General features: G+C 65.4%; 16 protein-coding genes. 4 read left to right on the forward strand and 12 right to left on the reverse strand.

All coding sequences use genetic code 11. The features are described from left to right. Positions 1 to 136: 136 nt before the first annotated feature. The 5 genes from XcuCFBP2542_RS13070 to XcuCFBP2542_RS13090 form a co-directional block, all read right to left on the reverse strand. The gene (locus XcuCFBP2542_RS13070; protein WP_104603993.1) at positions 137 to 1,381 is read right to left on the reverse strand and encodes a cysteine desulfurase; all 1,245 of its coding nucleotides are present in this window, start codon (positions 1,379 to 1,381) and stop codon (positions 137 to 139) included. Beyond that, complete coding sequence (sufD, locus tag XcuCFBP2542_RS13075; protein WP_104603994.1) at positions 1,378 to 2,640, reverse strand: Fe-S cluster assembly protein SufD; 1,263 nt, start codon at positions 2,638 to 2,640, stop codon at positions 1,378 to 1,380. The genes XcuCFBP2542_RS13070 and sufD overlap by 4 nt, the downstream gene beginning before the upstream one ends. Continuing rightward, positions 2,640 to 3,404: a Fe-S cluster assembly ATPase SufC gene (gene sufC / locus XcuCFBP2542_RS13080; RefSeq protein WP_104603995.1), complete on the reverse strand. Its 765-nt coding sequence runs from the start codon at positions 3,402 to 3,404 to the stop codon at positions 2,640 to 2,642. Before sufC ends, sufD begins: the two co-directional genes overlap by 1 nt. Before the next feature lie 165 nt (positions 3,405 to 3,569). Then, the gene (sufB, locus tag XcuCFBP2542_RS13085; protein ID WP_104603996.1) at positions 3,570 to 5,027 is read right to left on the reverse strand and encodes a Fe-S cluster assembly protein SufB; all 1,458 of its coding nucleotides are present in this window, start codon (positions 5,025 to 5,027) and stop codon (positions 3,570 to 3,572) included. 15 nt (positions 5,028 to 5,042) lie between these two features. Further along, on the reverse strand, positions 5,043 to 5,501 hold the full coding sequence (locus tag XcuCFBP2542_RS13090; RefSeq protein ID WP_104603997.1) for an SUF system Fe-S cluster assembly regulator: 459 nt from the start codon (positions 5,499 to 5,501) through the stop codon (positions 5,043 to 5,045). 174 nt (positions 5,502 to 5,675) lie between these two features. Here XcuCFBP2542_RS13090 and XcuCFBP2542_RS13095 point away from each other — a divergent pair, with 174 nt between their 5' ends. Continuing rightward, positions 5,676 to 6,143 carry an SET domain-containing protein gene (locus tag XcuCFBP2542_RS13095; RefSeq protein WP_104603998.1) on the forward strand — a complete coding sequence of 156 codons (468 nt, stop codon included), beginning with the start codon at positions 5,676 to 5,678 and terminating at the stop codon, positions 6,141 to 6,143. A gap of 306 nt (positions 6,144 to 6,449) precedes the next feature. Here XcuCFBP2542_RS13095 and XcuCFBP2542_RS13100 read toward each other — a convergent pair whose 3' ends face one another. The 4 genes from XcuCFBP2542_RS13100 to XcuCFBP2542_RS13115 form a co-directional block, all read right to left on the reverse strand. After that, positions 6,450 to 7,046, reverse strand: coding sequence for a YceB family lipoprotein (locus XcuCFBP2542_RS13100; RefSeq protein WP_104603999.1), 597 nt, complete (start codon positions 7,044 to 7,046; stop codon positions 6,450 to 6,452). A 55-nt stretch (positions 7,047 to 7,101) separates the two neighbouring features. Continuing rightward, entirely contained in the window at positions 7,102 to 7,470 is a 369-nt protein-coding gene (locus tag XcuCFBP2542_RS13105) for a hypothetical protein (protein WP_104604009.1), read from the reverse strand. Positions 7,471 to 7,694: 224 nt separating this feature from the next. Next, positions 7,695 to 7,997, reverse strand: a complete 303-nt coding sequence (locus tag XcuCFBP2542_RS13110; RefSeq protein ID WP_167526915.1) for a DUF3861 domain-containing protein — start codon at positions 7,995 to 7,997, stop codon at positions 7,695 to 7,697. 91 nt (positions 7,998 to 8,088) lie between these two features. Next, positions 8,089 to 8,685, reverse strand: a complete 597-nt coding sequence (locus XcuCFBP2542_RS13115) for a M23 family metallopeptidase (RefSeq protein ID WP_249027651.1) — start codon at positions 8,683 to 8,685, stop codon at positions 8,089 to 8,091. A gap of 34 nt (positions 8,686 to 8,719) precedes the next feature. On the opposite strand from XcuCFBP2542_RS13115, the gene XcuCFBP2542_RS13120 reads away from it, so the two are divergent. Continuing rightward, positions 8,720 to 8,902, forward strand: a complete 183-nt coding sequence (locus tag XcuCFBP2542_RS13120) for a hypothetical protein (protein WP_104604002.1) — start codon at positions 8,720 to 8,722, stop codon at positions 8,900 to 8,902. Between the two features lie 156 nt (positions 8,903 to 9,058). Here the strand turns inward: XcuCFBP2542_RS13120 and XcuCFBP2542_RS13125 are convergent, their stop codons facing one another. From XcuCFBP2542_RS13125 to XcuCFBP2542_RS13135, 3 genes are all read right to left on the reverse strand, one after another. Beyond that, on the reverse strand, positions 9,059 to 9,481 hold the full coding sequence (locus XcuCFBP2542_RS13125) for an HU family DNA-binding protein (protein ID WP_104604003.1): 423 nt from the start codon (positions 9,479 to 9,481) through the stop codon (positions 9,059 to 9,061). 452 nt (positions 9,482 to 9,933) lie between these two features. Continuing rightward, a complete protein-coding gene (gene proC, locus XcuCFBP2542_RS13130) occupies positions 9,934 to 10,785 on the reverse strand; it encodes a pyrroline-5-carboxylate reductase (RefSeq protein ID WP_104604004.1) in 852 nt (283 codons plus the stop codon). Positions 10,786 to 10,833: 48 nt separating this feature from the next. Further along, complete coding sequence (locus XcuCFBP2542_RS13135; RefSeq protein ID WP_104604010.1) at positions 10,834 to 11,526, reverse strand: YggS family pyridoxal phosphate-dependent enzyme; 693 nt, start codon at positions 11,524 to 11,526, stop codon at positions 10,834 to 10,836. Positions 11,527 to 11,769: 243 nt separating this feature from the next. Here XcuCFBP2542_RS13135 and XcuCFBP2542_RS13140 point away from each other — a divergent pair, with 243 nt between their 5' ends. Next, positions 11,770 to 12,807 (forward strand): type IV pilus twitching motility protein PilT, encoded by a 1,038-nt coding sequence (locus XcuCFBP2542_RS13140; RefSeq protein ID WP_104604005.1) that lies wholly within the window; start codon positions 11,770 to 11,772, stop codon positions 12,805 to 12,807. Positions 12,808 to 12,921: 114 nt separating this feature from the next. Then, entirely contained in the window at positions 12,922 to 14,052 is a 1,131-nt protein-coding gene (locus XcuCFBP2542_RS13145; protein ID WP_104604006.1) for a PilT/PilU family type 4a pilus ATPase, read from the forward strand. Positions 14,053 to 14,297: the final 245 nt, after the last annotated feature.

The following is a 14,297-nucleotide window of genomic DNA, read 5'->3' on the forward strand; positions in this document are numbered from 1 at the left end:
AATCGGGAATCGGGAATCGGGAATCGGGAATCGGGAAAAGCGTTGCGCTGCTCGATGAGCCATGTTCCATGCATAGAACGTCCCAGGTCTTCGGTAGAGCCGCTCTCGATTCCCCATTCCCGATTCCCTATTCCAATCAACCCAGTAGTCGACGCACCTTCAGCAACGCCGCAACGAACCGCTCGATCTCGTCATGGGTGTTGTAGAACGCCAGCGAGGCGCGACAGGTGGCGGCCACGTCGTAGTACTGCAGCAGCGGGTGCGCACAATGCTGGCCGGAGCGGATGGCCACGCCTTCCAGGTCGAGCAGGGTGGCCAGGTCGTGCGCGTGGGCGCCTTCGACCAGGAACGACACCACCGCTGCCTTGTCGGGCGTGGTGCCGAAGAGGCGCAGGCCGTCGATGCGCTGCAGCTCCTCGGTGAAGTGCGCCAGCAGTTCCGCCTCGCGGGCTTCCACATGCGCAAGACCGAGCGTCTCCAGATAGTCCACCGCCGCACCCAGGCCCACGAAGCCGGCGATATTGGGCGTGCCGGCTTCGAACTTGTGCGGGGCATCGTTGAACACGGTGCCCTCGAAGCTGACTTCCTTGATCATCTCGCCGCCGCCTAAAAACGGCGGCATCGCCTGCAGGTGTTCGCGGCGCGCCCATAGCGCACCGGTACCGGTGGGGCCGCACATCTTGTGGCCGGTGATGGCGTAGAAATCGCAGCCGATCGCGGCCACGTCGATACGCCGGTGCGGCGCCGCCTGCGAGCCGTCCACTACGGTGACGATGCCGCGCTTGCGCGCGTCGCGGCAGATCTCGCGCACCGGGTTCACCGTGCCCAATACGTTGGACACATGCGTAACGGCGAGCAGCTTGACCTCGGGCGTCATCGCCTTGCGCAGTGCGTCCAGATCCAGCGCGCCGTCGGGCGTGATCTCGGCCACGCGGATGCTGGCGCCGGTGCGCTGGGCCACCAGCTGCCACGGCACGATGTTGGCGTGGTGCTCCATGCGCGAGATCAGGATCACATCACCCGGGCCCAGCCGCGGCAGTGCCCACGAGTAAGCCACCAGGTTGATCGCGAACGTGGTGCCGCTGCACAGCACCAGCTCGTCGGCGCGCACGTTGAGAAAGCGCGCCAGCTTGCTGCGCGCGCCTTCGAATGCATCGGTTGCCTCGGTTCCCAGCGCATGCACTGCGCGGCTGACATTAGCGTTCTGCCGGCGATAGAACGCGTCGGTGGCCGCAATCACCTGGAGCGGCTTTTGCCCGGTGTTGGCATTGTCGAAATAGATCAGCGGCTTGCCATGCACCTGCCGCATGAGTAGCGGGAAATCGGAGCGCACGCGGTTCCAGTCGGGTGCCGCGTGCTGCGGAACGGCCGGCATGTTCATGCCACGCCCGCCGAATTCAGGGCGCGGTCCAGCTGCAGCGCCAGCACTGCGGTCAGTGCGTCCGGCAGTACCCGCAACGGTTCGTGGCAGAACGCGGCGCTTAGCAAACGCTGCGCCTGCGCCTGCGGCAAGCCACGCGAGCGCAGATAGAACAAGGCGTTGTCGTCGAGTTGGCCGACGGTGGCGCCATGCGCGGCCTGGACTTCTTCGGCATCGATCACCAGCACTGGCTGGGTATCGATTTCAGCGTTTGACGAGAGCAGCAGGTTCTTGTTGGACAGCCGCGCATCGGTACCGTCGGCCCCGGGACGGATGCGGATACCGCCATGGAAGACCACGCGGCTGCGATCGGCACCCACGCCGCGCCATACCAGCTCACAGGCGGTGTCGCGGGCGATGTGTTCGATGCCCAGGCGCGTGTCGACATGACGGCGACCATTGCCCAGCAGCACGCCATTGGCGGTGAGCCGGGCGTTGCTGCCTTCCAGGCGCACGTTGAGCTCGTGCCGCGACAGGCCGGCGCCCAGTTCCAGGTCCACGCGCTGGTAGCGTGCATCGCGCGCGAGCACGGCATCGGTGCGCAGCAACGAGGTCGCCTGCGCGCTGTCGGCCTGCACGCGTGCATGCGACAACGCCGCGTTCTGCGCCAAGTGCACGTGCATCAAGCTGTTGGCCAGGTGCGCCGCATCGCCGATATGCAGGTGATGTTCGACCACGTTCAACGACGCACCGGCACGCAGCTCGATCAGATGTCGGTGATGCCAGGCGAGGTCGTGTTCGCCGGCCACGCTGACGAAGACCAGATGCAACGGCAGCGCGATCTGCGCAGCATCCTGCACCTGCACCAGCACGCCTTCATCGGCGAGTGCGGCATTGAGACGGGCGAAGATCTCGTCGCTGCCTTCGAAGCGTCGGCCGAGCAGCTGTTGCGCCTGGCCGTCTGCGGCCAGCGAGGCGGACAAGGTGCCCAGCTGCACGCCATCGGGCAAGGTCGACAGATCGCTCAGCGCCTGCGACGGCCGCCCGTTGACGAACACCAGGCGCGGCGAGGGGATCACATCCAGCGCGGCGGCGTCGATCAGCGTCGGCACCAGCGGCGCGGGCTGGAAGCTGCGCCGCTCCAGCTGCCGCAGCGAGGTGTATTTCCAGGCCTCGGCACGCGGGCCGGGCAGGCCGCTCTGCAGGGCAGCATCGAGTTCGGCGCGGCGGCTGTCATCGCCGCGGAAACCGTGCGCCAGGGAATCAAGCAGCGCGCTCATCAGGCGGCAACCTCGGGCACCACGCGGTCCTTCAGGAAGTGGTAACCGTGCTTTTCCAGCTCCAGCGCCAGCTCCGGGCCGCCACTCTGCACGATGCGGCCTTCGGCCAGCACATGCACCACGTCCGGCTTGATGTAGTCGAGCAGGCGCTGGTAGTGAGTGATGACCAGGAACGAACGCTCCGGCGAACGCAAGGCATTGACGCCGTCGGCCACGCTCTTGAGTGCGTCGATATCCAGGCCGGAGTCGGTCTCGTCCAGGATGGCGAACTTGGGCTCCAGCACGGCCAGCTGGAAGATTTCGTTGCGTTTCTTTTCGCCACCCGAGAAGCCTTCGTTGACGCCGCGGTGTAGTAGCTCGTCCTTCAAGTGCAGCACAGCCAGTTTCTGCCGAACCAGCTTAAGGAACTGCATCGAATCCAGCTCGTCTTCGCCGCGCGCCTTGCGCTGCGCATTGAGCGCGGCGCGCAGGAAATAGGTGTTGTTGACGCCGGGGATTTCCACCGGGTACTGGAAGGCCAAGAACAGGCCTGCAGCGGCGCGTTCTTCCGGCGGCAGGTCGAGCAGGTCCTTGCCGTCGAACTGCACGCTGCCTTCGCCGACCTCATAGCCATCGCGCCCGGCCAGCACATTGCCCAGCGTGGACTTGCCGGCGCCGTTGGGTCCCATGATGGCGTGCACCTGGCCGGGCTGGATATCCAGCGACAGGCCCTTGAGGATGTCTTTGCCGGCGATGCTGGCGTGGAGATTTTGAATGTTGAGCATGCTGATGGTCCGTCAGAATTCTTATGTAGCCCCTCTCCCGCCGGGAGAGGGGTTGGGGTGAGGGTCGGCGCGAAGCGGCTCCTGAATTTGGGTGCACGAGGCTTAGCTCGTACCCTCATCCGGCGCTGCGCGCCACCTTCTCCCAAAGGGAGAAGGGAATGAGTGTCAGCCGACGCTGCCTTCCAGCGACACTTCCAGCAGCTTCTTGGCTTCTACGGCGAACTCCATCGGCAGTTCGCGGAAGACCTGCTTGCAGAAGCCGTCGACGATCAGCGACACCGCATCTTCCTGGCTGATGCCACGCGCGCGGCAATAGAACAGCTGGTTGTCGCTGATCTTGGAGGTGGTGGCCTCGTGCTCGACAGTGGCGCCCGGATTCTTCACCTCGATATAGGGGAAGGTATGCGCGCCGCACTGCTTGCCGATCAACAGCGAATCGCACTGGGTGTAGTTGCGCGCGCCATCGGCATTGCGGTCCACCTTGACCAGGCCGCGGTAGGTGTTCTGGCCGCGCCCGGCGCTGATGCCCTTGCTGACGATCTTGCTCTTGGTGCGCTTGCCGATGTGAATCATCTTGGTGCCGGTGTCGGCCTGCTGGCGGTGGTGGGTGAGCGCTACCGAATGGAATTCGCCCACCGAGTCGTCGCCGAGCAGCACGCACGAGGGATACTTCCAGGTGATGGCCGAGCCGGTTTCGACCTGTGTCCAGGTGACCTTGCTGCGCGCACCACGGCATTCGGCACGCTTGGTGACGAAGTTGTAGATGCCGCCAACACCGTTCTCGTCGCCCGGGTACCAGTTCTGCACGGTCGAATACTTGATTTCGGCATCTTCCAGCGTCACCAGCTCCACCACGGCGGCATGCAGCTGGTTTTCATCGCGCATCGGCGCAGTGCAGCCTTCCAGATACGAGACGTAGGCCTTGTCCTCGCACACGATCAAGGTGCGCTCGAACTGGCCGGTATGGCCGGCGTTGATGCGGAAGTAGGTACTCAGCTCCATCGGGCAACGCACACCCGCAGGAATGAACACGAAGCTGCCATCGGAAAATACGGCCGAGTTCAGGGCGGCAAAGTAGTTGTCGCCCACCGGCACCACGCTGCCCAGGTACTGCCTGACGATCTCCGGGTGCTCCTTGATGGCCTCGGACATCGAGCAGAAGATCACGCCCTTTTCGGCCAGCTCCTTGCGGAACGTGGTGCCGACCGAGACCGAATCGAACACCGCATCCACCGCCACGCCCGCCAGCTTGGCCCGCTCGTGCAGCGGCACGCCGAGCTTGTCGTAGGTATCGAGCAGCTCCTTGGGCACCTCGTCCAGCGAGGCGTACTTCGGGCCCTTGGGCGCGGAGTAATAGCTCAGCGCCTGGAAATCGATCGGCGCGATCTGCAGCTTCGCCCACTCCGGCATCGGCATTTTCAGCCAATGGCGGTAGGCCTCCAGACGCCAGTCGGTCATCCACTGCGGCTCGTCTTTCTTGGCCGACAGCGCACGGATGACATCTTCGTCCAGGCCGGGCGGGAGCGAATCGGATTCGATCTCGGTGACGAAGCCGGCGTCGTAGCGCCGGCCCAGCCGTTCGAGGATCTGTGCATTCTGCGGAGGAGCAAGTTCGGTGGCCATCGGGCTGCCTACAGGTCAGGTGGTCGCGACGCGCGCGGCGATGGAACGCCGGCGGCTGTCGCCAGGGAGGGAAAGGGGCTGCAGCATCTGCGCCAGCGTCACGCGGCGCAGGGCATCGCCCACCACGTCGTTGATCAGGCGCCAGTTGGAACGCACCCCGCAGGTATGCGCGATGCCGCACTGGCTGTGGTCCTGGCTGCATTCGGTGATCGCCAGCGGGCCCTCCATTGCCTCGACGATTTCCACCAGGGTGATGTCGCTGGCGGCGCGTGCCAGCCGGTAGCCGCCATGCACGCCGCGCAGACCTTCGACCAGGCCGGCCTGCGACAACGGCTTGAGGATCTTGCTCACGGTCGGCGCTTCAAGCCCGGCCTGCTCGGCCAGCTCGCTGGCACTGAGCACTTGCTCGCTGCGCGCGGCCAACACGGTCAGCACCACGGTGGCGTAATCGGTGAGTTTGGTGACGCGCAACATGGGAAATCGCTGCCATCCTAAAACGGACCGAAATTGTACTCTTTTGGGCGCGGGACGGCCAACTGCCCGGTTCAGCCGCCGGCAAGCCGCAGCTGTTGCGAGCGGTGGCGCGCTTGTGCTTGGCGGTGGGGCGCGCTGCGGTCACAATGAGCGGCCCCATCACCGGATCCTTACATGTCGCGCAAAGTTGCCGCCCGCAAGTCACGTATCCACGGCAATGGCATGTTCGCCCTCGCCGCGCTCCGCAAGGGCGAGCGCATCATCCAGTACAAGGGCCGTCTGCGCACGCATGCCGAGGTGGACGCCGACGACACCGGCGATGTGGAGAGCGGGCACACGTTTCTGTTCACCCTCAGCGACGACTACGTGCTGGACGCCAACTACGAAGGCAACGTGGCGCGCTGGATCAACCACAGCTGCAATCCCAATTGCGAAGCGGTGATCGAAGAGGCAGAAGGCGACGACCGCCGCAAGGACAAGATCTTCATCGAGGCCAAGCGCGCCATCAAGCCGGGCGAAGAGCTCACCTACAACTACGGCATCACCTTGAGCGAACGGCACACGCCGCGGTTGAAGAAGATCTGGGAATGCCGCTGCGGTTCAAAGAACTGTACCGGCACCATGCTGCAGCCCAAGCGCTGACCGGAACTCCTGGGGCGCCGAGGTCGAGGGAATCGCGCCGGGTGCTGGCGCTCGGATCAATGATTGCGATCACCCCGGCTGGGGCGCGCGTGGCGGTGGAGGGTTGTCTAGACCAGGCAAGGTACGAGGCCTACCACGCGCTGGTGTTGTCCGGTGGCTTCCCGACCCCGACACCCAGCGCACCGATGAAACCGCAATCACCTTGCATCCGCGCCTTCGCAGCCGCACACAGGCGGATGGCGGCGGTTTGCGATGAACGAGCGACACCGGCAGGTCGAAGGCTGCGCGGCTAGACAGAACATTCGCTCAGCTGCCGGACACCGCCGCCGGTGGCACCAGCTGTTCGATGTTCTGGTTGAAAGTGACCGCCACCCGGCCGTTCTGGATGGCAACCGATTGCACCTGCACCTCACCCATCAATGCAGCGATAGACGGGTCGATACGATAGATCGGCTCCTTGCGCGCATAGTCCGCCAGCCAGGCGTTCAGCAGCTGGCGCGTGCTGTGATCCAGCCGCGCACCGGCGTTGGCCGGGCGAAAATCGTCGATGCTGGGTTGGTCGAGATAAAACCCTTGCTTGGCAGTGTCGTAGCGCAGTGCACTGGTCAGCGTGACGTGACCGACCGGCGCAGGCGCCGCACCTGCGGTGGCCACCGACAGATCGAAGGCCATCATGAGGCGGTCACCGGGTGGCAGCGATAGCGCGGGGTTGCTGACGGTCATGGCAATCAGCCCGCCCAGGGCGTCGTGGGTTTGCGGAAAACGTCCGCCCAGATACTGCTGCACATCGCTGGCCTGCACGCTGATCTGGTGGCCCTGGATCTGGGGTGCCGCCCACGCGGTCGCGCCTGGCAATGCCAGGGCCAGTGCAAGCAGGGGTCCGGCGAGCAAGCGCAATTTCATCGGGTGACTCCAGCGGCAGATGACACCACCTTATTCGCCGCCGGTGAACCGTGGGTTAGCGCAACACCGGATGCAGCGTGGCCGAGTAGATCTCCCAGCCCTGGCCGCCGGCACGCGGTTGCAACCGGTATGTCCCGACCAGTTGCTGGCTGCCCGATGCAGTGCGCACGACGATGCGTACCGGCACTTCCACCCGTTGCAACGGCTGCTGCGGATCCAGCGGCTGCGCAGGATCGTTGAGGATGCGCATCGAAACGATGCCGCCCATGGCGCGTAGCACGCCGTCATCCGGGACGGGGGGCGGGCGGCCACCGACCCAGAGCGCATCGGCCTGCGCACGCGCAGCGCCGGGCAGGGCGCCCAGATAGCGTTGCACGGTGGAGCCGGCGGCGATCAAGCCGGCCTGTGTCGTCGCATCGATCATGGGCACGGCGGCGGGCGGCGCATTGGCCTTGTGCGCGGCATCGTGGACCGTCGCGGGCGCTACCGGCGTTACCTGTGCCGGGGTGACGGCGCCCGTGTCGGGGGTCGGGGTACGCCCACAACTGCAGCCGCCGATCGCAACGACCACGATGATGATTCCGATCCAGCGCATGGCGCTCCCCTTGGCCGATGCGCGCAGTGTAGCGGTGGGCGGTGCTGCTGCGCTCAAACCCCCGGTTGCACGCGTTGCAGGCGTTCCAGCAGCAATTGCAGTTTGGGCCGTAGCGCGTCCAGCGCGTTGCTTGGGCGTGCGCGTGGGCGTGCGGCCAGGTCTTCGAGGAGTTGCGATCCTACTGTCAGAGCAGCGCACTCATCGCTGCTCAGGTCGCGGCGCAGGTGTAGCTCTTCGACCAAGCGCATCCAGTCCGCGCGGGAGCGCTGCTCGAACTCGATGGCGCAGCGATCCTCACAGGGGCGGCCATCGGTTTCGATCGGCGTGACCGTGATGCGATAGCGTTTTCGGGTCATGGCGGGTCGAGTCATTGCGGGGTAAGGCCACCATAGGCGCAGGCTGCGCTGCGCTCGAGAGCGTGCGCCATGACGCAGTGTTCCAGCCTGCTCAATCGCCTGGCGCAGGTGCATTCCTGCGCAATAGCGGCAATGGATCGTACGCACCGTTGCGTCCATAGACGCCATAGTGCAAATGCGGAGGGGTGCCGCGCGCATTGCCGGTGGTGCCCACCGTGCCGAGCGGCGTGCCGGGCTCGACCACCTGGCCGACCGCCAGCCCCGCAGCCCAGTCGTCCAGATGCGCGTAGTAGTGCCGTTCCATTGCCGGCCCCAGTACCCAGACCTGTTTGCCGCCCAGCCCGCGGTCGCGGATTGCGCTGACCACGCCACGGGTTGCCGCCAGCACCGCCGTGCCACGCGGCGCGAAGATGTCCACCCCGGCATGCGTGCGGTCGCGCCCGCGTGGCGCGCCGAAGGTATCGGCGATCTGGCGTGCACGCACGTCTTGCACCGGCACGCGCAACGAGACCGGCGGCGCCATCTGGGACAGCTCCCAGGTGGCGCGCAGCTGTCCGGCGATCGGTAGCTGCCAGGCCCAGCGTGCGGCGACGACCAGGCTGCACAGCAGTGCGATCGACACCACGAGGTGGCGAACACGGCGCGCCGGGCTGGAGGACGAAGCAGGCAAGGTCACGGAGAGTGTCACTGGCTGGGATGCCCGCCAGGATAGGACGCTGGCGATGAGCGGGAGGTATGGTCGCGGCAGCGTCGCCTATGTCGGCGTGGTCTTGGCCATGTCGCAGCCAGGCATCGCAGCGCTGTCGATGGTGCGTCCGGGCATGCCCGATCAGCCGCAGGCAGCTCTCCAGCAATCGCATCGCAAGCACTTCATGCCGCCGTCGGACATGCGACGGCCACGCTAACGTGGAGGCCTGTGGCCGTTTGCAGGGGGCGAATGTCCGCGACGCCGTTTCGGCATTGCCTCAAGGATTTTCCAGGCGACATGCCCCGCTGGCGTCATCATGAAACAAAAAAAGACGGCCCGAAGGCCGTCTCGATGACACCAAAGATGCGCTCGATCAGAGCGCGGAGTCCTTCAGCTTCTTTGCAACGCGTGCCCGGACCTTGAAGCCGGCCGGCTTGGCAGCAAAGACCTGCTCTTCCTTGGTGAAGGGGTTGATGCCCTTGCGCTTGGGCTTGGCCGGCACGTGGACGCTGGTCAGCTTCAGCATGCCCGGCAGGGTGAAGCTGCCCGCTCCCTTCTTGCTCAGCGATGCATGTGCAGCGCCTTCCAGCGCCGCCAGCACGGCGCGCACTTCCTTCGGAGCCAGCTGGGTGGCTTCGGCAATATGCGCGACCAGGCCGGTCTTGCTCAGCGCTTCCTTGATCGGCTTCGGCGCGGCGGTCTTGCTGGCGGCCTTGGCCGGCTTCGCGGTCTTGGTGGCGGCGACCTTTTTCACTGCCTTCTTGGGGGCAGCCTTCTTAGCGGCGGTTTTTGCCATGAGTTATACGTTCCGTATTCGTTGGTGGTGTTGGGTCTGCCGACCCGGTCGGCAACGCGAAATGTAGGGCAACTGCTGCGCGCCGCCAATAGGCAAACGCTAAAACGACACGAAAAAACCGTGTTTCGACGGGATTCGTTCACCAGCGGTGGAAAACCGGGGCAAACCGGTGTGCGCTGTGCGTAGCGCACGCGTGGCTGCAGGGCATCTGACGCGCAGCAGCAGGCGCTTGCGCAGGCGCGTGCACGGCAGGGTGCGCGCCGCGTTCGGCTGGGCGCGACCAAGCGCACGATCGTGCGGCCGTCGATCATCGCGCACGCGACAGCCGCGTTGCTGCAGGTCGCGCCATGGCGGCGTCTGCTTGCCGTCTGCGATGAAGCGTCAGGCCTGGCAGCACGCCGCGCTCCCAGGAGTGCGGCGCGGCGGCAGTTCCGCCTCGCGTGCACGCTTGCCTAGTCGTTTGCGGCAGACAGGCTGCGGCCGCGTTCGGTGGCCGCCGCGATCGCCTTGCCTGCAAGCGCTTCAAAGCCGCCGGCCTGGAACGTTTCGATGGCCGCCTGCGTGGTGCCATTGGGCGAGGTCACGCGACGTCGCAGCACCTCGGGTGCCTCGCCCGATTCGGTGAGCATGCGCGAGGCACCGAGCAAGGTCTGCAAAACCAGCGTGCGCGCGGTGTCGGCCGGCAGGCCCTGCGCCTGTGCTGCGGCCTCCATCGCCTCGGCCAGCAGAAACACATAGGCCGGCCCGCTGCCGGAGACGGCGGTCACCGCATCCATCTGCGTTTCCTCCTCGATCCACACGGTGACGCCGGCACTCTGTAACAACCGGGTCGCCTGCGCGCGCTGGGCCTGGGAGACGCGCGCACTGGCGTACAGCCCGGTGACGCCGGCACCGAGCAGGGCAGGGGTGTTGGGCATCGCACGAACCACGGCCACATCGCCGCCGCACCAGCGCTGCAGCTGCGTTGCAGTGATGCCGGCCGCGATCGACACCAGCAGCGGCTGTCGGGCTTGGGCAAGATCGGCCAGCTGCGCGCAGACCGCTGGCATGACCTGCGGCTTGACCGCCAGCAGCCAGGTGTCGGCTCCATCCGCGGCCTGGCAAGCGTCTTCCCACGTTTCCACGCCAAAGTCGCGCGACAGCGCCGCGCGCAGTTCGACCACTGGCTCGGCGACCCGGATGCGCGCCGCCGGCACGCCCTGCCGGATCAGCCCGGCGATGAGGCTGCGCGCCATGTTGCCGCCGCCGATGAAGGCGATGGAGCCGGCGTTGGCGGACGATGCAGACGCGGAAGGCAAGGTCATTGGGAACTCCAGTAAGCAACGATGGATGGTGCCGGCGCGCGGCGTGGATCAGGCGGATGCATCGGGCGAAGGCGTGCGTGCACCGAACAGCGCTGTGCCCACCCGCACCATGGTGGCACCGGCCGCGATCGCTTCGGCGAAGTCCGAGCTCATGCCCATCGACAAGGTGTCCACCTGTGCAAAACGCTGCTGCAGCCGTGCGAAGAGCGCCTGCATGCCGACAAAGGCCGCCGCGCGCCGCGCCGCTTCCGGAAACGGCGCCGGGATGGCCATCAATCCGCGCAGGCGCAGTGTGGGCTGCCGTGCGATGGCGTCGGCCAGCGCATCGATCGCCTCCGGCGCGCAGCCGTGTTTGCTGTCCTCATCGTCGATGTTGACCTGGATCAGCACATTCAACGGTGCACGATCGCCGGGGCGATGGCGCGCCAGCAACGAAATGAGCTTGGGGCGGTCCACGGTCTGCACCCAGTCGAAGCACTGGCTGGCCAGCTCGGCTTTGTTGGATTGCAGGTGGCCGATCAGGTGCCATTCCAGCCCAAGTGCGCGGAGCATGGCGATCTTGGCCTCGGCTTCTTGCACGTAGTTTTCGCCGAATGCATGCTGCCCCTGCGCCGCCAAGGCGGCGATGGCCTCGGCCGGCTTGGTCTTGGAGACCGCCAGCAGGCGGACGTCGCTGCGTGCGTGGTCGGTTGCCGCGGCCTGGATGGCATCGAGAATCTGCTGCAGCGACGAAACCGGCACGGGCGACATCCAGGAAAGACGGGTGGCTAGTGTGCCGCCGCCGGTGGCTGGCTTCCAGCACGTAGGGTAGGGCGGCCCCCTGGCCTGGATGCAGGCTAGGGTCATGCCCGAAAAACAACGCCTTCAGCCCTGCGCCGGCCTGCCGGCCCGAACCGGCGCTGACCCGCTTCCCGCGCGCCGCCAGAACGCTATACTGCCGGCAGGGGAGTACCTTCCAATCGCAGCCTAGGGGAAAAGCAGCGCATGGATATCGCTGAACTATTGGCGTTTTCCGTCAAGAACAAGGCGTCGGACCTGCACCTGTCCGCAGGGCTGCCGCCGATGATCCGTGTCGATGGCGATGTGCGTCGTATCAATATTCCGGCGCTGGACCACAAGCAGGTGCATGCGCTGGTGTACGACATCATGTCGGACAAGCAGCGGCGCGACTACGAAGAATTCCTCGAGGTCGATTTCTCCTTCGAGATTCCCTCGCTGGCGCGCTTCCGCGTCAATGCGTTCAACCAGAATCGCGGCGCCGGGGCGGTGTTCCGCACCATTCCCTCCGAAGTGCTGACCCTGGAAGACCTGGGCTGCCCGCCGATCTTCCGCCAGCTGATCGACCAGCCGCAGGGGCTGATCCTGGTCACCGGCCCGACCGGCTCGGGCAAGTCGACCACGCTGGCCGGCATGATCGACTACATCAACAAGAACGAATACGGCCACATCCTCACCGTCGAGGACCCCATCGAATTCGTGCACGTCTCGCAGAAGTGCCTCATCAACCAGCGCGAGGTGCACCGCGACACGCACGGCTTCAACGAGGCGCTGCGCTCGGCGCTGCGCGAAGACCCGGACATCATCCTGGTCGGCGAATTGCGCGACCTGGAAACCATCCGCCTGGCGCTTACCGCGGCAGAGACTGGCCACTTGGTGTTCGGCACCTTGCATACCAGCTCGGCGGCCAAGACCATCGACCGCATCATCGACGTGTTCCCGGCCGGGGAAAAGCCGATGGTGCGCTCGATGCTGTCCGAATCGCTGCGCGCGGTGATTTCGCAGGCGCTGCTGAAGAAGGTCGGCGGCGGGCGCACTGCCGCCTGGGAAATCATGGTCGGTACCCCGGCCATCCGCAACCTGATCCGCGAGGACAAGGTGGCGCAGATGTATTCGGCGATCCAGACCGGCCAGCAATACGGCATGCAGACGCTGGACCAGCACCTGCAGGACCTGGTCAAGCGCAGCCTCATCACGCGCAACCAGGCGCGCGAATATGCCAAGGACAAGCGGATATTTGAGTGATTCGGGAATAGGGAATCGGGAATAGGGAATCGTAAAGGCGGTTCCCGTTACCGGATCCGTTGCCCGGCTTCTCCGATTCTCGATTCCCCATTCCCGGCACCGAGGGCGCACGCCATGAGCAGCATCGACTTCACCTCCTTTCTCAAGCTGATGGCGCATCAGAAGGCGTCGGACCTGTTCATCACCTCCGGCATGCCGCCGGCGATCAAGGTGCATGGCAAGATCAGCCCGATCACCCAGACACCGCTGACCGCGCAGCAGAGCCGCGACCTGGTGCTGAACGTGATGACGCCGGCGCAGCGCGAGGAGTTCGAAAAGACCCACGAGTGCAATTTCGCCATCGGTGTGTCGGGCGTGGGCCGATTCCGTGTGAGCTGCTTCTATCAACGCAACCAGGTCGGCATGGTGCTGCGCCGGATCGAAACGCGCATTCCCACCGTCGAAGAACTGAGCCTGCCGCCGGTCATCAAGACGCTGGCGATGACCAAGCGCGGCATCATCATCTTCGTCGGCGCCACCGGTGCCGGCAAGTCGACCTCGCTGGCGGCGATGATCGGCTACCGCAACCAGAATTCCACCGGGCACATCATCACTATCGAGGACCCGATCGAATTCGTGCACAAGCACGAGGGCTGCATCATCACCCAGCGCGAAGTCGGCATCGACACCGATAGCTGGGAAAACGCGCTGAAAAACACACTGCGCCAGGCGCCGGACGTCATCATGATCGGCGAGGTGCGTACCCGCGAAGGCATGGACCACGCCATCGCCTTCGCCGAAACCGGCCACCTGGTGCTGTGCACGCTGCACGCCAACAACGCCAACCAGGCGATGGACCGCATCATCAACTTCTTCCCGGAGGATCGCCGCAGCCAGTTGTTGATGGACCTGTCGCTCAACCTCAAAGGCGTGGTCGCCCAGCAGCTGATCCCCACCCCGGATGGGCGCAGCCGCCGCGTGGCGATGGAAATCATGCTGGGCACGCCGCTGGTGCAGGACTACATCCGTGATGGTGAGATCCACAAGCTCAAGGAGATCATGAAGGAGTCCACCAACCTGGGCATGCGCACCTTCGATCAGAGCCTGTTCGAGCTGTACCAGGCCGGTGAGATCAGCTACGAAGATGCCTTGCGTTATGCCGATTCGCAGAACGAGGTGCGCCTGCGCATCAAGCTCTCGCAAGGCGGGGATGCCAAGACCCTGGCGCAGGGACTGGACGGGGTGGAGATCGCCGAGGTTCGGTAAGATCGGCCGCAGTCACGCAAGGCGGCCTGCTCGAACCGGGCAGCCGCATCGCGCAGCCCTCCGGCCGGACCCGGAACTGCCCGCGCGGGCAATTCTGCCGCTCCCAATGGGCGCGTTGCAGTTTCGGATGTAACCGCGCCGGCCGATAGTGTCTAAGGACGCTCTGAACAAAGCAGCCTGATCTGCGACAATTGACCGACGACCCAAGCGGACGATTTCGATGCAACTGAGCTTTGGCGACGCGG

The organism is Xanthomonas cucurbitae (genome assembly GCF_002939885.1).
In the GTDB taxonomy this organism is placed as follows: domain Bacteria; phylum Pseudomonadota; class Gammaproteobacteria; order Xanthomonadales; family Xanthomonadaceae; genus Xanthomonas; species Xanthomonas cucurbitae.